At 59.1% G+C, this 17,505-nt stretch carries 12 protein-coding genes and 7 pseudogenes; 4 read left to right on the forward strand and 15 right to left on the reverse strand.

The features are described from left to right. Positions 1-73 precede the first annotated feature (73 nt). Positions 74-364 (forward strand): annotated as a pseudogene (locus QYH69_RS34915) (integrase core domain-containing protein); the annotation flags it as partial. Positions 365-446: 82 nt separating this feature from the next. Here the strand turns inward: QYH69_RS34915 and QYH69_RS34920 are convergent. Together QYH69_RS34920 and QYH69_RS34925 are read right to left on the reverse strand one after the other, a co-directional pair. Continuing rightward, positions 447-623 (reverse strand): hypothetical protein, encoded by a 177-nt coding sequence (locus QYH69_RS34920; protein WP_308836209.1) that lies wholly within the window; start codon positions 621-623, stop codon positions 447-449. Positions 624-662: 39 nt separating this feature from the next. Next, positions 663-937 (reverse strand): annotated as a pseudogene (locus QYH69_RS34925) (transposase); the annotation flags it as partial. Positions 938-1,007: 70 nt separating this feature from the next. Here QYH69_RS34925 and QYH69_RS34930 point away from each other — a divergent pair. Next, positions 1,008-1,301, forward strand: a pseudogene (locus QYH69_RS34930) (transposase); the annotation flags it as partial. 52 nt (positions 1,302-1,353) lie between these two features. Here the strand turns inward: QYH69_RS34930 and QYH69_RS34935 are convergent. The 6 genes and pseudogenes from QYH69_RS34935 to QYH69_RS34960 all read right to left on the reverse strand — a co-directional run bounded on the left by QYH69_RS34935 (position 1,354) and on the right by QYH69_RS34960 (position 7,828). Beyond that, positions 1,354-1,848 (reverse strand): hypothetical protein, encoded by a 495-nt coding sequence (locus QYH69_RS34935; RefSeq protein ID WP_308836210.1) that lies wholly within the window; start codon positions 1,846-1,848, stop codon positions 1,354-1,356. 491 nt (positions 1,849-2,339) lie between these two features. Continuing rightward, a pseudogene (locus QYH69_RS34940) lies at positions 2,340-3,120 on the reverse strand (hypothetical protein). A gap of 1,720 nt (positions 3,121-4,840) precedes the next feature. After that, a complete protein-coding gene (locus QYH69_RS34945) occupies positions 4,841-6,127 on the reverse strand; it encodes a type II secretory pathway protein (protein ID WP_308836211.1) in 1,287 nt (428 codons plus the stop codon). A 197-nt stretch (positions 6,128-6,324) separates the two neighbouring features. Next, on the reverse strand, positions 6,325-7,347 hold the full coding sequence (locus QYH69_RS34950; protein WP_308836212.1) for a zonular occludens toxin domain-containing protein: 1,023 nt from the start codon (positions 7,345-7,347) through the stop codon (positions 6,325-6,327). A gap of 4 nt (positions 7,348-7,351) precedes the next feature. Further along, complete coding sequence (locus QYH69_RS34955; protein WP_308835775.1) at positions 7,352-7,645, reverse strand: DUF2523 domain-containing protein; 294 nt, start codon at positions 7,643-7,645, stop codon at positions 7,352-7,354. 12 nt (positions 7,646-7,657) lie between these two features. Then, positions 7,658-7,828, reverse strand: coding sequence for a hypothetical protein (locus QYH69_RS34960; RefSeq protein WP_308836213.1), 171 nt, complete (start codon positions 7,826-7,828; stop codon positions 7,658-7,660). Positions 7,829-8,044: 216 nt separating this feature from the next. On the opposite strand from QYH69_RS34960, the gene QYH69_RS36205 reads away from it, so the two are divergent. Continuing rightward, positions 8,045-8,488 carry a sigma factor-like helix-turn-helix DNA-binding protein gene (locus tag QYH69_RS36205; protein ID WP_374992562.1) on the forward strand — a complete coding sequence of 148 codons (444 nt, stop codon included), beginning with the start codon at positions 8,045-8,047 and terminating at the stop codon, positions 8,486-8,488. A gap of 141 nt (positions 8,489-8,629) precedes the next feature. Here the strand turns inward: QYH69_RS36205 and QYH69_RS34970 are convergent, their stop codons facing one another. From QYH69_RS34970 to QYH69_RS34990, 4 genes and pseudogenes are all read right to left on the reverse strand, one after another. Continuing rightward, positions 8,630-10,840, reverse strand: a complete 2,211-nt coding sequence (locus tag QYH69_RS34970; RefSeq protein ID WP_308836214.1) for a hypothetical protein — start codon at positions 10,838-10,840, stop codon at positions 8,630-8,632. A gap of 1,106 nt (positions 10,841-11,946) precedes the next feature. Then, positions 11,947-13,525: pseudogene (locus QYH69_RS36210) on the reverse strand (IS66 family transposase). 31 nt (positions 13,526-13,556) lie between these two features. Continuing rightward, complete coding sequence (tnpB, locus tag QYH69_RS34985; protein WP_308836216.1) at positions 13,557-13,910, reverse strand: IS66 family insertion sequence element accessory protein TnpB; 354 nt, start codon at positions 13,908-13,910, stop codon at positions 13,557-13,559. Beyond that, positions 13,886-14,401, reverse strand: coding sequence for a transposase (locus tag QYH69_RS34990; RefSeq protein ID WP_308836217.1), 516 nt, complete (start codon positions 14,399-14,401; stop codon positions 13,886-13,888). The genes tnpB and QYH69_RS34990 overlap by 25 nt, the downstream gene beginning before the upstream one ends. A gap of 631 nt (positions 14,402-15,032) precedes the next feature. Here QYH69_RS34990 and QYH69_RS34995 point away from each other — a divergent pair. After that, positions 15,033-16,157, forward strand: coding sequence for a hypothetical protein (locus QYH69_RS34995; RefSeq protein WP_308836218.1), 1,125 nt, complete (start codon positions 15,033-15,035; stop codon positions 16,155-16,157). A gap of 73 nt (positions 16,158-16,230) precedes the next feature. On the opposite strand, the pseudogene QYH69_RS35000 reads toward QYH69_RS34995, so the two are convergent. The 3 genes and pseudogenes from QYH69_RS35000 to QYH69_RS35010 form a co-directional block, all read right to left on the reverse strand. After that, positions 16,231-16,542 (reverse strand): annotated as a pseudogene (locus QYH69_RS35000) (ATP-binding protein); the annotation flags it as partial. Between the two features lie 132 nt (positions 16,543-16,674). Beyond that, complete coding sequence (locus QYH69_RS35005) at positions 16,675-16,953, reverse strand: hypothetical protein (protein WP_308836219.1); 279 nt, start codon at positions 16,951-16,953, stop codon at positions 16,675-16,677. A gap of 80 nt (positions 16,954-17,033) precedes the next feature. Continuing rightward, positions 17,034-17,505, reverse strand: a pseudogene (locus QYH69_RS35010) (DDE-type integrase/transposase/recombinase); the annotation flags it as partial.

A 17,505-nucleotide genomic window follows, 5' to 3' on the forward strand; every position in this document is an offset into this window, starting at 1 on the left:
GAGTCTCCCTTCAACGTGATGACCGTATAACGCACCAACAGAGAATCGGTTGTCATGAATTTGGTAAAACTCAATAAGCATTCGGTATACCGAACGTTTGCTGGACGCGGGCGTTGAACCATCAGCCGGAACTGTCGGCCACTCCTACGACAATGCTCTGGCCGAAACGATCAACGGCTTGTATAAGGCCGGAGATGTACATCGGCGTTCATGGCGCACGCTCCAGGACGTCGAGCTCGCCACGCTCGAATGGGTTCACTGGTATAACCACCATCGGTTGCTCGGCCCGCTCGGGTACGTATCGCCTGCGCAAGCAGAGGAAGTCTACAATCGGAATCTGGTGTGCTCCGCTCGCGCGGCGTAGCGCCCAACTCGGCGGTCTCCGACAAAGCCGGGGCGGTTCAATCTCCGGCAGCCGCGCCAGCGACAGCAATAGGAGCCTCTGATTACACTTCCAGGTTTGCAGGCGGCTGCACCTGATGACGAAACTGTGCAACGGCGTTCGGTAAACCCGGGTCAAAAAAACGGCCTTCAAGGCCGGGCCACTTATTGGGAACCGGGCGCGCATATCCCATCATGGCCTTGCCGTCAAAAGCGGCTAACTCGCGAGAGGCCGGATACATTTACGCAAACTGCTTCGTCGCACAGGGACTCCCTTGCAAAGCCGGGGCGGACCATACATTTTTTGCGTTGATCTCTTTCATTACATCCAGTTCGAGATCGCGCTCGGCCAGCATCTTCTTCAGCCGCGCGTTCTCCTGCTCGAGCTGCCTGAGCCGCTTCACGTCGGCCGCCTCGAGCCCGCCGAAATGCTGTCGCCAGTTGTATATGGTCTGGTCGCTGATCCCGTACTTCTTCGCGACCTCGGCAATCGGCGCCTTGCCCCCTCCCGCAGGATCGTGACCATCTGCTCTTCGGTAAACCGGCTCTTCTTCATGACTTCCTTCTCTCCGTTGGAGCCATTCTCTCAAGTTTCAGCTGGTCCGAAAATTCCAGGGCAGGTCAGCGACGCGTTGCTCGCGTTCTACGACTTCCCTGCCGAACATTGGCAGCATGTGCGCACCACGAATCCGATTGAATCGACGTTCGCGACTGTGCGCCATCGCACGAGCCGCACGCGCAACTGTCTGTCGCGCTCGACCTTCCTCGCGATGGCGTTCAAGCTGATCGAAGCGGCCGAGCAGACCTGGAGGAAGATCCGCGGCGTCGACAGGATCGAACCGCTTCTGGGGGGCATTCCCTTCAAGGACGGCACTCCGGTGATCGAGAGCACACCGGCTCCTCAAGCGCTGGCCGCCTGATCATGCCGCCCGCCCCGCGTACACCAGTCTTGATGATTGCTCAATTGATTAATCAGGATATGTTTGTTAGGGCAGCACGCAAACGGCCCAACAGCATCAAGTTTTCCTGCTGTGTCTGCTTCCCCCGCCCGGACGGCTCGACTTCATGCACTTGGGCAGGGTCACATACCCTTACTCTCCCGTCCTTCCCTACGAGCATATCGAAGTCCCATACAGCTAACCCATGACCATTGCCCCCGGATAACAAAGCCTCCTCAATTTTGTCCAGATCCGCGAACGTAGTTGCGTTGATGCGCACGACATCGGAAATACCCACATCGTCTCGGAGTTCCTTTGCGCTAACGGCTCCATCTACGTAAGGCATGTAAACTGCCTGTTGCATACCTTGGCCAGCACCGGTAACCGTGATGGGCTTCGAGTATTCGACAACCGGCAACCCGTGACTTTTCAACTTGCGCAGGGAATCCATCGTTTCATCCAGTGCACCAGACGGATAATGGAACACACCTACCGCGAACGCATCTAGCGGACTTTTCAACCGGTACACGACTTTCTCCTCGCCCCGCCCGAGTTCAGCACCGAGTTCTCGACGATCGAGCGCTGACGGCAAGCCTCCGAAACTCAACCTCGACACGCCACTAGCGATCTGAACCCGGGAACGCTGCTGTAGGTCATGCCTCGTAGTTGACGCGCTGCCTCTTGGTTCAAGTGGAATGTGTACAGCAGAATGGGTTGTAGTCGTTCGCCTGACACCTTGCCCGCCCGAGGTGTCCGCGTTCGCATCCGGTCGAGAAGCCGAATAATTGTTCATTTCAAAGTTATTCCCTTGGACCGGTCCCGAAAAACAGCTTCCCATTTCATACTCCCAAACTATTACACATGGATGGGCCGCCCACCTAGGGCGGCGGCTTATAACACGGCAAAGTCTGATGGCACAGCAGTTTCGAGCAAGCGTAGACCGCGAAAGAGCCGTGCACCATGCGAATAGCATTAGTTACCCCTAGCATCCATGATCCATCCACATCTGACCAGAAACGCTCAAACCTCCCGTGTCGAAAGCCAGAAGCAGCCGAGTTCCTGCCGCCAGAACGTCTGACATCGATCTAGCGACGCACCGACACGGCGAGCCGCCTCAAAAACGATCTTCAACGCCTGGACAGGATCGTCCGACAGGATGTGCTCAATCGGCATTCGTTCCGGCACCTCCACCCCACGACTAGTCCAATAGCGCTTTTCGTTCATCGCGTGATCGGCAAAGCCCTTCGTGATGTATTTCGCCAGATACGCCGCGAGCTTGTGCCGCAGACCCTTTTCCTTGAACGGATTGCGAACATGGATGTTGCCGTTGTCTACGCCGACTATGCTTTTGCCAGATCGAGCGCAGTACACGATAGTTCTGACGTCCCCTCACTGCGACGTGCAGGTGCCAAGCACCACGTTGCTGTCGCTCTGCCACGGCGACGTACTGGAAACCGCCGAGTGCCCCGAGGCGACGACGCAGTGAATCGAAATCGCATTTAAGACGCGCCTTGTCCTGCATGTTCTCCCGGTACGTTAGCGTGATCATCCGATCCGCGCCAATCGCCTTGCAACGTAGCCGAACCTGTTGCTTCGCACGTTTGGCAGCATCCATCAGATTTTCTTCGGAGTTCTAAGATTCGCCGCGTTTCGATTTCGGAAGCGTATTCAGACGTTGTGCACCCATGTAGCGATCAAAACGCGTCGCGGTGATCTCGACCTGACCATCCCCAAAATTCCGGCCACGGATTACCCATTCACGTCTGAACGGCGAGAAGTCGCCTATAATCTCTTCGTGCATTGCAACCGTCCTTGTAATGCGCAGTTTCACCAAGGCCCTGACCGTTCGCGCGATCAGGGCTTTTTCTTTGCTACCCCTACCTCATGACCCTTGCTGTACAGACGTTTGCTGTGCTGTCTTCATCTCTGTTTCCGTTAAGTGTCCCTGATTCAAGTTTAGGGGCGCGCTGCGCGCGCCCCGGCTGTCCCCGCTGCGCTGCGGGCAGGCGGGTCGCTTGCAGCGGCCTCCACCCCAACATCCCATCCACCCATCGCCAGCCCAACCGAGACCGCCTACGCATGCCGCAGCGATATGCACACGCCCATCAAGGCAGCTTTGCAGTGAGGGGGGCGCGTTCACCGCCCTCGCCTGCGTTCGATCACCACGCCGTTACCCGCTACTCGGTCCAGCCGGCCGCGCTGAGCCGCGCGACAGCCGCCACGACTTCGCAGTCACGCCGCAGCCGTACGTCACTCCGGCTACGAGCCGGACACTCCTGACGCTGGACGATACGTTCCACCATGGCCAACGATATAAAGCGCACGTTGAAGTTCGACTCGGGACAGGGAGTTCAATGCTCTACCCCCCCTTCCCGCCGTTCTGCAATGTTGATCGATGTACCGTTGTCGATCGTGCTCTGACATATCCTTGAACCGAGCGATCGGGACCCCCTCCTTTCTAAGAAAGGACAGGAAGCCGCCGAGTGTATTCCGGTACCTGCTGCGTTCAGGGAATTGGTTCAACAGTGCCTTTTCCTCCGGTGGGCGCTCGGCGTTCGACAAGCGCGTTCGTCCGAGTACTCCCAACCTTCGCAAGCCCGTAGTTAAAGCCTCTAGCATGTAATTACTTTTCGCGTAATCCTGGATAACTTCCATTTTTTGATCCTCATCCATAAGCCGGAATTCTCGCTCGTTAATTCTGCTAAAGAAACCCCGCACTGAAGCTTCGTGATTGTGATTTAGGCTTCGATAGGCTTCGCTCTCCAGCACGGATTGTTCGACTGGAGCCTGGGATGAAGAAGCTCGGGACGTCGAAGCAACGGGTAACGAAGCCCCGGTTGAACGAGCCGGAGGTACAGAGGGCTGCTGGTCAGACGGTCCATATGGCCGGCCACCGGCCGAGCCCTGCGGAGCAAGCGGCAGACTGAAACTAGCCGGATCGAAGTTACCAGAGTCGGGCAGCGCATGGTGGTAACCCTCCGGCGCATTCTCCGGCGACCGCAACGGTGATGCAGGAACGCGAAACATCGGATTCCACAGCTCCTCAGGCTGCGTGAATACAGCATCCGGACCTGGCACAGTGTGGTACGCGTCCACGATTTGTCGCGGCGTCCCACCCAATCGCCGGGCAAGCTGTTGCGCCCCTTCGGCGAATTGCTCGTTCATATCCAGAGAGGGGTTCAGATGCATCGATGCCAGTCGAGCGGCCAGCTCATCGGCACTGAAACCCCCGCCTAGATCCCTCTCGAGCCCGTCTCGCGAGAATCCGGCCCTCAACGCCAGCAGGGCCGCACCCTCGCGCACAACGTTATGCAGCTCTGGCCAGCCGGAAAGACGCGCCAGATTCGCCAGACGAGGGTCGGCCGCTCCACGGCTACGCGGTACTACCGCCGGCTGGGAATTCTGCGGTTCGGCAGACTGTGCGTTTTCTTCACCATCGAACCGCCGCGCCCCGCCCGTGTTTCCTATCCGATCTGCCATATCACCAATTCCTGTAAATGAGGGAATGCCATCGTTGCACTTCACCGCAACGACGCATGGACCGGCACGAAAAAATTCCCCGTGACGCGAACGGTGCCGTGACTATCGCACCTCTCACATCGCGGCCAGACGCCTACAGCTTTTGCACTTGCAGCATCAGCAGAATCTCCGTCCTGGCTGTCGACACCGTGTGACCAGCCATCCAGCGCGGGCAGGAACGACAGGCCCGAGTTCGCATGCGTGTCCTGATCCTGCGTCAGCCCGCCAATCAGCAGCACATCGCCATCGGCCAGACTGAACGAGCTTTCCACCTTGCGCGTGTTCTTCGTCGGCGAGTTGTTCACGCCGGTAGTCGTATTCGCGAAGCTGCTGATTTCCTCTACGAGCTGCAGATTGATAGCGTCGCGCTTCACAGTCGGCTTCACCTGAAAAATCACGCCCGCATCCTGATACACGACGCTTTGCACCGGCGCCGCCGTCGAGCTCGGAAACGACACCGAACCGATCACCGGCACCGACTCACCGACATTCAGACTGGCCGTATCGCCCGAGCGCACGCGCAGGTTTGGCGAAGTCAGCACCTTGAAGCGCGAATCACTGTTCAGCGCCGACAGCGCCGCGTTAAAACCGCCCACGCTCAGCCGGATCGCATTGTCCGTCCCGCTGATACTCCCCACGTTCAGCGAGGCCCCTACACGCCCATCCAGCACGCTCATCGCAAGCTGGAAAGCTGAATTGTTCGTGCCGGTATCAGTCACCTCATACACCCACGCCCGCACCGACACATTCGCCACCGGCGTATCGAGCTGCGGCAGCAGCTTGCCAAGCACCGCGACCTCGCGAGCTGAACCGACGAACACCAGCACATCCGCCGACTGGTCGATCAGCCCCGCGGCTGACGTCGCCGGCACATCGCTCGCCACCTTGGCCCCTTCCGGCGCAGCAACCGACCGGTTTTCAGTGAAACGGCCCCGCACAACCGGTGAGACGATCCGGGAAAGGTAGTCCGCATCCCGGTACTTCGGCGCATACACGAAGGTCTGCTGGTCCGCCTCATCCTTCGACAGCTTCGATTTTTCTATGTAAGCCACGCCATTGCGATCGGTGACCGAGTAGCCGAGCGAATCCAGAAACGACGACAGGAACACACGCACATCGCCCTGCGTGCGGTCAAAAAGGACCGAAACTGGCTGCGAGTCAGCGAGCACATCAGGATCAATCACGTACGGCGCCTGCAACAGGTCGGCATAGATCAGGTCAACCCCCTGCGCCACCGGCACGAACCGCAGATCGATGCTCGAGCCCGACATGCGCGGCAACGCACCCATAGGGAACGACGCCTACAGCAGCCGGCGCGACCTGCGGCATGCCCGGCGGCAGCGGCGGAACACCTGACGCACCGGTCGACATATCCGCTGCCCGCGCAACAAAAGCAACACACAGCAGCAGGAACCCCGCGCACTTCATTTCGCACTCCCGCCAACTGGAGACGGGGCAGACGTTTTCATCGCCCCCGACCACATCGTCACCCGCTGACCTTCGACGATTCCGGCACGGCTGACACCATCGCCGGCGAATTCAGACGGCGACTCAACCCGCAACCGGCCTGATGCATCAGCCAGCACCACCCATGACCGCGCATTGGCTGTATACGCACCCACCACCCGCCAGACATCGGACGTGCGCGGCCCCGCAGTCGCAGCACCAGCCGGTGGTAATGCAGCAGACACACCGGAGGCAGCGACCGAAGCCTTTTCGTCGTGTGCGCGTTCTTCGCGGGTGGATGAAAGAAGCGCCACGCAAACGACCACGCGACCACCACCATGGCGACCACGCCCGCCACCATCAGCCACAGCGTTTTGCGCATGAGGACGTTCTGCCGTTTGTCGACCGTGCTTTCCCTGCCGCCCGCTCCCGCATAGCTTTTGTAAAGCGGGAAGATCTCCGGCCTGTACTTGCGGATGAACGTGCCGGTCTGTGTGCCCTTCGTCTGTTTGTACGTCTCGTACATCTCGACGCGATAGCCGCTCGACAGCCCGAGGCTTTTAAGCTTGACCATGCGAAACGACAGTTCGATCACCGCCTTGATCGAGCGGTGCAGATCCGCAATGCTCTGGATCATCAGTACTACATCACAGGCCACGCCCGTTTCCTCATGCACGAAGTGCCGGTGCATGCGGAAGAATGCCATGTGTTCCCTGCTGATCTTTTTGTCGGTCGCCCAAAGCTTCCATGCCTCATCGACGACCAGCAGATCACCTGGCTTCACGAAGCCCGGTGTCACCGTCGCATCGTGCGAACCCTCAACCTCAACGGGAAAGAAGCCTTCACGCAACATGTCGTCAGTGCGCACATGCACGATTTCGCCAAGCATGTCATCCGGTATCCCGCGTTTTTCGTGCAGGTAGCTGTGAATCGCCTCGCCGCTTACGCCGTCGATGTTCGTCACCACGCGACGGCCCCGCGCAACCGCGTCCAGCAGCGGACCGGACACCACTTCGTACGACTTGCCGGAACCCATCACCCCACAGTACGCGTTGATTGCCATCAGCTCACCCGATCACCGGAATACGCCGGATGATGAAGCGCGTCGCATAGGCCGATATCACCAGCGGCGCACCGAAGCTGAACGAGCACAGGTCCATGAAATACCACACGTCCGAACCGATGCTTCCGAACGCACCGGCCAGTGCAGAAGCGGTCGGCAGGATTCCTGCGCTTTGCAGTACCGATACGAACTCGGTCGTAATGAACCACATCACGAAGTACGCAAAGAACTTCGCGATCACCGAGCGCATCACGAAGCCCAGCACCACGTTAAACGCGCTAACCAGAATCCCGAACATGATCGACGCTCCCTAGGCAGTCAGAACAATGAACAGCGACACGAGCGTGAAGACCAGCGCAAAGGTCACCTGTATCTGCGACCGGAACTGTTCAGCGAGCGTGCACTGCGCAGTCAGCGTGATGGTCGAGCCGAACAGCGTGATCGACGGTTGCGGACACTGTGCCGTATGCGCTGGAAGCACGTAATTGCGCAGATCGGGAAGCAGCCCGAGGATGGGTGCGAGAGGTGGCCGCGCAAATTCAGACAGGCGGATAAGTGGAACTGCCGGGGTCTGAGCCAGCGATAATGCTGGCAAAGGAACCGGAAAAGATGACGAAGAGAACCCGACGCACACACTCAGTCTAGACTCCGGTTGGCCCTGTTTGCAGGGGGCAGGTCACCAGGAACAAGGTTATCCATGTGTCAGATAAAAGAGGCGCTGCGCCTGCGGTTTGTCTGCGAGCGCAGTCAAAGTGAAATCGCGTGCACGATCGGCGCGTCCAAGGCGACGGTCTGGGAGTATCTGGATCGAGCCAGACGGACGCAACTGAGCGCCGCCCCATGTAGCGCGAACGTGCGAGTTCGCGATCGGAATCCCCGTGACGCATGCGCACGGGAACCTGCCGGTATTGGTGCATCTCGAATCTCCGTCGGCCCATCGCTGCCTCCCTTGGGGATCACGCCCCAAGTTAAACAGGCAATGCGCATCAAGGTCCGGAATGCCCGCTCCCTCCCTGCTGGTTCCTATATGCCGAAGACCGTCTGGCTCCTATATGCCGGAAACGACGTGGCTCCTTTACGCCGGAAACGTCCCGGCTCCTTTATGCCGGAAGCCCATTGGCTCCTATGTGCCGGGAGATGACAGGCCGCAAGTCGGAGAAGCGGATGTGCAGCGCGCCCGATCGAACTGAGCGTGCGCCCCACGACGTGCTGAACCCGTCATTGATGGATGCGATGGCGACGCATGTCGCCAAGCGCAAGGAGCTACCGTGGGGCGACACGCTTACGCCATGTCGTCGCCATTCTGCTCGGCGGTGGAGCCGCGAGCGCGCGACCTCACGAGCCGGCTGACCGCGTCTGCGCCGCTCGACGCCGCCTGACCGACGAGCCGCGCACTGGCGCCCGACGCGCGCACGACGCCGTCGACGGCCATCGCCGTGGCGTTGGCCGTCGGCTTGACTACGTAGGTGCCGGCCGCCGCCGCACCCGCCAACATAGCCTTGCCGGCCGGCGTAAGCACCGGCGCGAGCGCCTCGCCCGCCTTCTGGGCCGTCTGTGCGATGCCTTGGCCCACCGGCTTCAGCCCATGCTCATAGGCCGTGCCCGGCAGCACTTGCACGCCACGGCCGACCGCGCCCGCATATCGCACGCCGTATTCAGCGCCCTTCTCAACCAACCCCATCGCACCGCTCAGTGCCACCGTGACCGCGTAGCCGAGCTGCGCGTTTCGTTCGCCGTACGGGCGCGCGATGTGGTCGAGGTCGGCCAGCGACGTCTGATCCGATTTGGCGATCTGGCCGAGCATGCCGCTTTGCTTTGCCGCGTCGGTGGTAATGCGGGCGTCTTCCCTGCTTGAGTCCGCGCCCACCCACTTCTCGGCCGCCATCGTCGACACCATGCTGATGACTTCCGTCGGGGTAGAGTACATCAGCGTGATCAGCTGTTCGACCGTGCTCGGCAGGATGCCTGCGTACGACAGCAGTGAAAGCATCAGGCCGAGAGTCGCGGCAATTTCGCCCCCGGTGGCCATCGAGCGGATCGCCGAGCCGGTGCCACGCGCGGCGCGCAGTGTGGAGAGCGCTTCGTCGCTGACGTGCTTGAGCACGTCGTCCACCTGCGGGCACGGGATCGTACCGGCCTCGATCATTGCCAACTTCCTGTCGACCAGCTCCCGATGATCCGCCATCACTTCGAGCGGCACCATGGCACCGGACGTCCAGGTGGCAAGCAGGTTCGTGACCTGCTTGGCGACCAGCAGGCAGACCGCCAGCAGTTCATGGCCGCTATCGTTCGCGGCCTTCGCGAGATCACGCACAAAGTTGTTCGGCAGCGAGCCGACTGCTGCGATCGAGCCGGAGAACGCAGCGCCCTTGAGGTCGCCGAGCGCTTCAGACAGATGCGCGGGCATGAAGGTGTTGCCTTTCATAGCTTCCATGAGCCGCTTGATGACCATGGAGTCGAAGGTTTCCGCAAACAGCGGCGTCAGCGAATCGAGCAGCGGGCCATACTTGGCCGCGGCGGCCGGGCCAATCGCCGTCTTCACGCTGGCCCAAATACCGTAGTCGAAGCTCGCGCCGATCACGCCGGTACCGACCAGGCTCGCGCAGAGGCCGTAGGCCAACTCTTTATTGAAATCCTTGTTGGTGGCCAGAGACAGCATCGACATCGCGCCAAAATCGCCACGGAATTTAGCGAGCCGCGCTTGCTTCGCCGGGTCGTTCGACTGCTGAATCAGCACGGCCTGCAGACGAGCGCTCGCGCCGTTGTCGGGCGTCACGCGGATCTGGATGCCTACATTGCGCAGGAATGTACTCGGGTGCTGATCGGTGCCCGGCATGCGCGCCTCAGGCGTGAACGCGCTCTCGCCCTTGGCGATCGCGTCGCGCAGCAGGTCGGTGGTCATAAGCATGTTGCCGCCGGAAAGCTGACGGAAGCTGTTCATCTTCTCCATCAACTGCTCGTCCCACTCGATATGAATCTGCGCGCCGGGCGCGATGTTCAGGTTCCTGACCGCTTCGAGATCGAGTTCGCCAATCAGGTTCAGCACGCTCTGCACGCCGCGATCTTCCTTGCAGATCGGCTTGCCGTCGCTGCAGACGGTCAGTGCGCCGCCGCACGGCGGCGGCATCTCCAGCGTGATTTCGTCATCCTCATTGATGCTCGAGGCGGCGCTGGCTCCGTGAGTCTCTGAGTGCATGCGCGACCGTTCGATTGACTGACATTCGCCGTGCGCGAGCGAGGGGCCCGGCAAGCCGGAGCGGTGCGACGGCAGCGAGCTCCTGCGCAGGCGCCAGGACGTCGCGCTGGCTGTGTCGGCGACATCCGAGCTGTTGCCTTCGCTTGAGCGATGCGATTTTAGGCCTGAGAACCAGGCCGGTGCGGCTTCTGCTTGCTTGCCTGTGCGGTTGCCCGCACAGGGGACAGACGCGATGTCCCGTGTCTCGGCGGTGTGGGTGGGCGGGGCAAGAGAAACGGAAGGAAAGGATGAGGGCATGGTAGATGCGCATGGAGCGAAGGTAGCAAGTGGTTCTGAACACTACGTGGGCCTCGCCATGGTGCACGACGAGGGGACGAAACCAGTTGTGGCTTTGCGAAGTCTTAAGGGCTGTTGGGGGCTGCAGTGCCTAGGACTGACCCCCGAAGGTTGGACATTTCCTCGGGGTGCTTTTTGGGCATATATAGAGCAGGTGAAGCTGGCAGCCGTCGAAGATTGCTGCAGCGGCCACCACGGACTAAAGATCGTAGCTCGACGTCATGGCGTGAACGTTGAATCGCTACGCAGATGGGCCGCGCGCACGGCCCTGAAGGCGTACAGGAAAAGCGCAGAAGCGCTTACAGCGTAGAATTCAAACTATTGGTGTTTGAGAGTATGCCGATGAGGAACTGTCCTACCGTCAGGCCGCTGCCTTCTTTGATATCCGGAACTTCAACATCATCGGCGATTGGGAGCGCGCCTATGACAAGGCGGTGTTGCCGCCTTGTCTCCATGCTCCCCGGGGCGCCGCACAAGAATGACAAAGCAGTCGACTAACGAACGTCCGCCCCAGTCACATGATGAGGACGCGCGCACCCGCAAGGAACTAATGGATGAGCTGAACCACCTCCGCATGGAGAATGCTTACCTAAAAAAACTCGACGCCTTGGTTCAAGCGAAGAGCCGGTAGCGCAGCAGTAAAAGCGTGAATCGTGCTTGAGCTAAGGTAACACTACCCGCTCGCAGGGTTGCTGAAGGTGGCTAGTCTTGCGCGCATTACGTTCTACTATCAGCAAAAAGTGCTACAGATGACTGACAGGTATGCGAGCCAGAAGGCCAGGATCCAGTCGATCTTTGACAGGCCCGAAGGGCGATATGGCTACGCGTCAGGCCAGACTTCGAATGCGCGCCGTTTTGATATTGAAGAAGATGTCTGTGCTCGACTATCAGCTTCTGAAAAATCATGCCGGTATCCTGCTTGTCGGCGACTACCATTCATTGACCAAACTGCACGAGGTTGTTCATGAGGCCAGCGACGGTTCACATTTGCTTTATCGTATGCGATCCACGAACAACGCCCCTCAGAGTAAGGTGGCGGAGCGCGTGAGGTGTGGTAGTGATGCGGGTCAGCGGAGGTTGGCCGGCATTTTCCAGGGAAGCAACGCTTCGTAGTCGTCGGCGGTCTTCGCCAGAGGCAGGCGCTGGAACAGCCAGGTGAGGTACCGGTAGGGATCGATGCTATTTGCTTTGCAGGTTTCGACGAGCGTATAGAGATTGGCGCTCGCGTTGGCGCCTCCGACGGTGTCCGAGAACAGCCATCCGCGGCGCCCCACGCAGAATGGTCGAATCGCATTCTCAACAGCGTTGTTCGAGATAGGCCAGTCGCCGTTCTCGACATAACGAATGAGCTTGGGCCACTGTGCGCGCAGGTAAGTCAGTCCCTTGCCGAGCAGGCTTTTCGGTACGACGCCGGGCGATTGCTCGAGCATCAGCGCGTGGATGGCATTGAGTACGCGCGCGCTGTATCGTCGTCGCAACCGCTGTCGTCGTTGTGAGGTCCACGTCGTACTGCGCGCCTCGGCCGCGAACAGCTTGCCGATCAATTTGATGAAGCGCGTCGCCAGCAGATCGGGCGTTCGGGCAGCCTTTGGTACGCTGTCCTCTGCTTTGACGAAGTACCGCCTCAGGTGAACCCAGCATCCAAGGTGCACGAGCTGGTGACGCCGGGCAATGTCGTTGTAGGGCTCATAGCCATCGGTCATCATGACTGCGCCCTCGCGGATCCCGGTGAACAGCTTGTCAGCCAGCCTGGTGCCGCGCCCCGGTGTATAGGTGAAGCATCGGATGGGCACGCCCGAATCGGTCATCTGCGCCCAGAGATAACTCTTCGTTTGCGGTCGACGGCCCTTTTCCTTCAACACCTGGAGTGTCGTCTCGTCGCAGTAGATCAGCTCGGCATCGAGCAACGCGTCGCGCATCAGGTTGATCGGGTTGCGTTCCGAGACCCACACGGACCATGCTCGCAGCAATCGTGTTCGACGAGATGTCGCCGCCGAAGCGACGTAGCAGACCGGCCTGGCGATACAGTGGCATCCCGAACTGATACTTGCCGGCGGCGATCCATGCAAGCGCCGATTCGCTCAACAGGCCGCGAGGGATGATGCGAGGCAGCGCTGGCGTCACCTTGATGCCGAGATCGCAGCACGGGCACGCATATTTGACGCGTTGGTGCTGGATCACGCGAAGCTGCTCCGGAATCACGTCGAGCTGCTCGCTGATCTCCACGCCAAACTCGACGAGCGCGTGACCATCGTTCATGCAGAAGCGTTCAGCCTCAGGCAGCTCGTGCCGCACCACGTCGCGCGGCAGGTTGGGATCAAGCGGCTTGCGATGGCCCCGCTTCTTGCGTGTATGTGCGCCGACCGTCGATTCTGGCGTATCTTCCTGAGCAGGTGAGCTGCTCGCGCCGAGCACCTCGGCTTCGTTGAACAGGCCGGGTTGGTCCGAATCTCGTGCCTCGCTCTTTGCCCCGAACAACTCATGACGGTAGGCCCGGAGTCGTTCCTCGGCGAGATCGCGTTCCGCTGTCACGAGCCGCAGGGCACCGCGTAATGCCTCCTGTTCTTCTCGCAACGCACGAGCGGCATCGCGTTCGGCGAGCAGCTCTTTCAGTTCGTCGGCGGTGATCGTGACGTTGACCGGCATGCCGGGTTAGACCAGCACACCGTCTGCCTGTTCAGCTCACACGCAGATATTCCTGCTTCGGATGTCGTCGAATCGTCGTGATGTCATCGCCATCGAGCAGCGCGTGCAGCACGTTGGTCGTCATCGTCACGACCTCAGCCTTGTTGTCGGGCCAGATGAAACGGCTTGCCTCCAATCGTTTCGTCATAAGCCAGAAACCGCTACCGTCCCAGCCAAGGATCTTGATCCTGTCGCGATGCCGGTTTCCGAAGATGTAAAGCGACGAGTCCATCGGATTCAGACGCATCGACTGTTCAACGAGAATCGACAGGCTGTTCATGCCGTACCGGAAGTCGACAGGATCGCGATGCAGATACACCTTCAGATTGTCGTCGAACCGGAACACGGCATCCTCCCAAGGATCTGAACCAGGGTTGTCAGTTCATCAATGGTCGCGATGGCCTTGCCCAGTTCGAGTTCGACACCGTTCGACAGATGCACATGCAGCGTGAGCGTCATTGACGGGGATGGCGGCGTAGACGCAGGCGGTACCGGAACGACAGGCACGAACGCGGGTGGTGGTGCCGCGGCAACGACGAGCTGGTGAGAACCCGGAGGATCGATCGCCAGGCTGTCAGTCGCATCACCCGAAGGCGGCAGGTCGTCGCCGTTATCCTGCGGCGTCGGCGAGACGCCTTTCTCGCGCCCCATCAGGTATTTCGTGATCCACTTGCGCAGCAGGTTGGCGTTGATGCCGTGCTCTTGCGCCATGCGGGCCACCGACACGCCCGGGCGTAACGTCGCCTCGACCAATGCCCGTTTGCCATTTTCATCGTAACGGCGACGGCCGTCACTGCTCTGCCGAACTACTCTCAGCTCTGAGTTTTTGTCAGCCATAGGTGTCCACCTCCAAAATAGGTGGACACCTATGCTCCTCGCTCAGAGTGCTGATGGGTAGACGTCGATAGTGGATCGCTTACGCTTTATCCGGATGACGGAGCATTTTGTGGTCCGGCCTACGATGTACGCAAGGCTTACGACCAGACGACCTCAGGCAATCATCTATGCCTTGGAGGCCGTCATCGAGAATGCCTTGCGGGAGCACTTCGGTACGCAGAGGCAAACCATCATCGACTTGGCTACGGCTTGATCCCGGCACCGACACTTTCGAGAAACTGGACAGCTGGGGGGGGCGAAGTTTATGCCTAACACACGGATAATCCGATAGGCGTCGCGCCGACGCTACCCAAGCAGAACATGCGGACATAGCGAAACGGGACCGTGCACTGCCTAGGGCACCGTCTACCAACAAACGAATATCGACCAGACTCTGTTCTACCACCGCATCGCAAATCGTCTTGCACGTCTTGAGGCACGGCACATGCCGCAAGCAAATCCGGAATTCGTGTTTCAGCCGCGTTTTTCGCGAGCGCCCAATCAGCTAAATAGCGGTTAAACGATCATCAGGTTTCTGATCGCGTGCCGTTGCTCAACGCCTGTTTCTGTGCACAGTCCAACGACGCTTCCCGTGAAAAACGCCATTTTGAAAGGAATGCTCATGTTTCCTAAATCTGTTTCCCGAGGGTTAACTCATGACGCAACTCAACCTTCGCGGGAAGAAGATGCCGCTTTGCCGACGCCGTCACGAGGAGGATCGTCCCGCACGCGCCGGATACCCGAGTCGATGCAAGGCATATCCGCCCTACCTCGAGAACTTCTTGCTAGAGTCTCATCAGAGTTCGACCTACACGATCTTGCGAGCATCGCGCGCGTTTCAGGGGAATTATCGGACGAGGCGCAAAGAAGGCTTGAGTTGATCAAACCGTATAACAAATTTCGGATTTACAAGTCCTTCGAAAACGCTCTGCTTGAACACGGGGAATCCGGTCTGCTTAGGCAGGCTGTGGCCGCTGTGAAAAAACAGAAAAAATATGAGCCGGAAAGCCGTCTTCCGGAAAGCGTAGAAACTCAAATTCATGAAAGTGTGTTCAGGCGAATTTATGATGCGTATCTGGCCAGAGATGGATTTATGTACCACAACCAAAGCATGACAGGTAATGGTCCCCTGCGAGCCCGTGTATTTGCGGAAGCCACTGAGATTTTTTTGCAAATGAACGATGCGGTAGGCGCCAAGGGCTTGAGCGACATTGCCGAACAAATCCCCGACTTGACACCCGGTTCGGAGCCTACTCGCAAATGGTTCCTTCAGAATTTCTTGGACATAGCATCGAGGAATTCCGAACGATTTTCTGGAATTCTTCATGGCCTTTCTACCGGATGGCACAGAATGCTAAGCGACCCACAAGATGTAACACTGAATGACTTTGTCCGCCTTGTGGCCCTTAACAACTCCGTATCTAAACAGAAACGTCATCTAGCACTGGGGATGCCAGCGAAAACGCTTATGGCTTACGCTATGTTGAACGATCCAAACTACCGGTGGACGGATGTCTTTGATCTTATTGTCGGTGTCGCACGAGAATTGCCGGCGACGCAGCGCAGATCATTATGTAATGACCTGCGAGCAGGTATCGAAACCTTTGAAACGTACACCGCGAACTCGCCGTCGAACTTGCAATTCGCCATGTCAAGTGATCTGGCCAGCGCTAAGGCAACAGTGGACAAAGTGGTGTCAACGGCACTCCGGAATTGATACAGTTTCCGCCGGCATCGGCACTTCAGATTTGATACACCGGGTTGTCGTGTTATTGCGGTGCCGGCCGCGCTCAGTTGGCGACGCTCTCCTTTGTCGTGGTCGATCTCTTCGCGACCAATCCTGCCCGCCGCTTCTCGCGTAGCCGGTAGCTCTCCCCCTGGATTGCAACGACGTGAGCGTGATGCAACAGCCGGTCAAGCATCGCGGCTGTGAGCGTTGCGTCGTCGGCGAACGTCTGGTCCCATTGCCCGAACGGAAGGTTGCTGGTCACGATCAGACTGCCCCGCTCGTATCGTTTGGCGATCACCTGGAAGAAGAGATTGGCCTGCTCGCGACTCATCGGCAGGTATCCGATCTCATCGATGATCAACAGGCGGTATCCGCCCGAGAATCCCCGTAGTAGCGAGTGCTCTCGATTTCGCCGAAACTTCAGTACCGTAGGGGGGTGGTCGGCAGCGATGCCGATAGGAGGCGACGTCTTTGCCCTTGAGGGGATAGTGTGAGCGACGACGGGCTACCGTCGCGGTGCTTCGCGGGCGTCGCAGTAAAAGCTCAGGGTATCGTCGTCCTTGATCTTGACGTGCCAATGGCCGACGCAGTACTTGGCGTCGGCGAACTTCTCCCGCCAGCGATTCGAGAGCTTGCCGATCCAGGCACGCGCTTCCGATGGCATCTGCGGCGAGGCGGCCATCTGCTGCAGCATCTGTAGATAACTGGGGTCGCCCCAACGGGAGTTGGCTGCGACATGCGCGTTCCAGATCAGCACGACCAGCTTGTATATCTCGCGCACCATGAACCGCCCCGGAAATGTAGGAGACTTTGGATCTTGGCTGTAACGGGTGAGGTCGGTCGGAAGCCGTGGACGCCAACGGGTTAAGCAGCGAGCTGTTTCAGATAGTATCGCTGCGTGAATGCGACGGGTGACAGGTAGTCGAGGCGGGCCTGCGTGCGTTGCCGGTTGTAGAACATCTCAATGTATTCACTGACCATGCGCTTTGCCTGCTCGTGTGTCGCGAATCGGTGATGATAGACCAGTTCATTTTTGAGGGTTCCCCAGAACGATTCAATCGGCGCGTTGTCGTAGCAATTTCCACGTCGACTCATTGAAGTCTGCATGCGGAACTGGCTTACGAGCTGCTGATACGCGTGTGCGCAGTATTGGCTGCCACGGTCAGTATGGTGAATGAGCGTAGCCGACCAGTTCGCCGCTGAACAGGTCTTTCAGGCCAGCGAGGTACAGCCAGCCTTCGTCAGTGGCGATGTACGTGATGTCACCACACCAGGCCTGATTTGGCGCGCTTGCGGCGAAATCCTGGTTCAACAGGTTCGGCGCCACTGGCAGCTC

This window comes from Paraburkholderia sp. SARCC-3016 (genome assembly GCF_031119615.1).
Classification (GTDB): Bacteria; Pseudomonadota; Gammaproteobacteria; order Burkholderiales; family Burkholderiaceae; genus Paraburkholderia.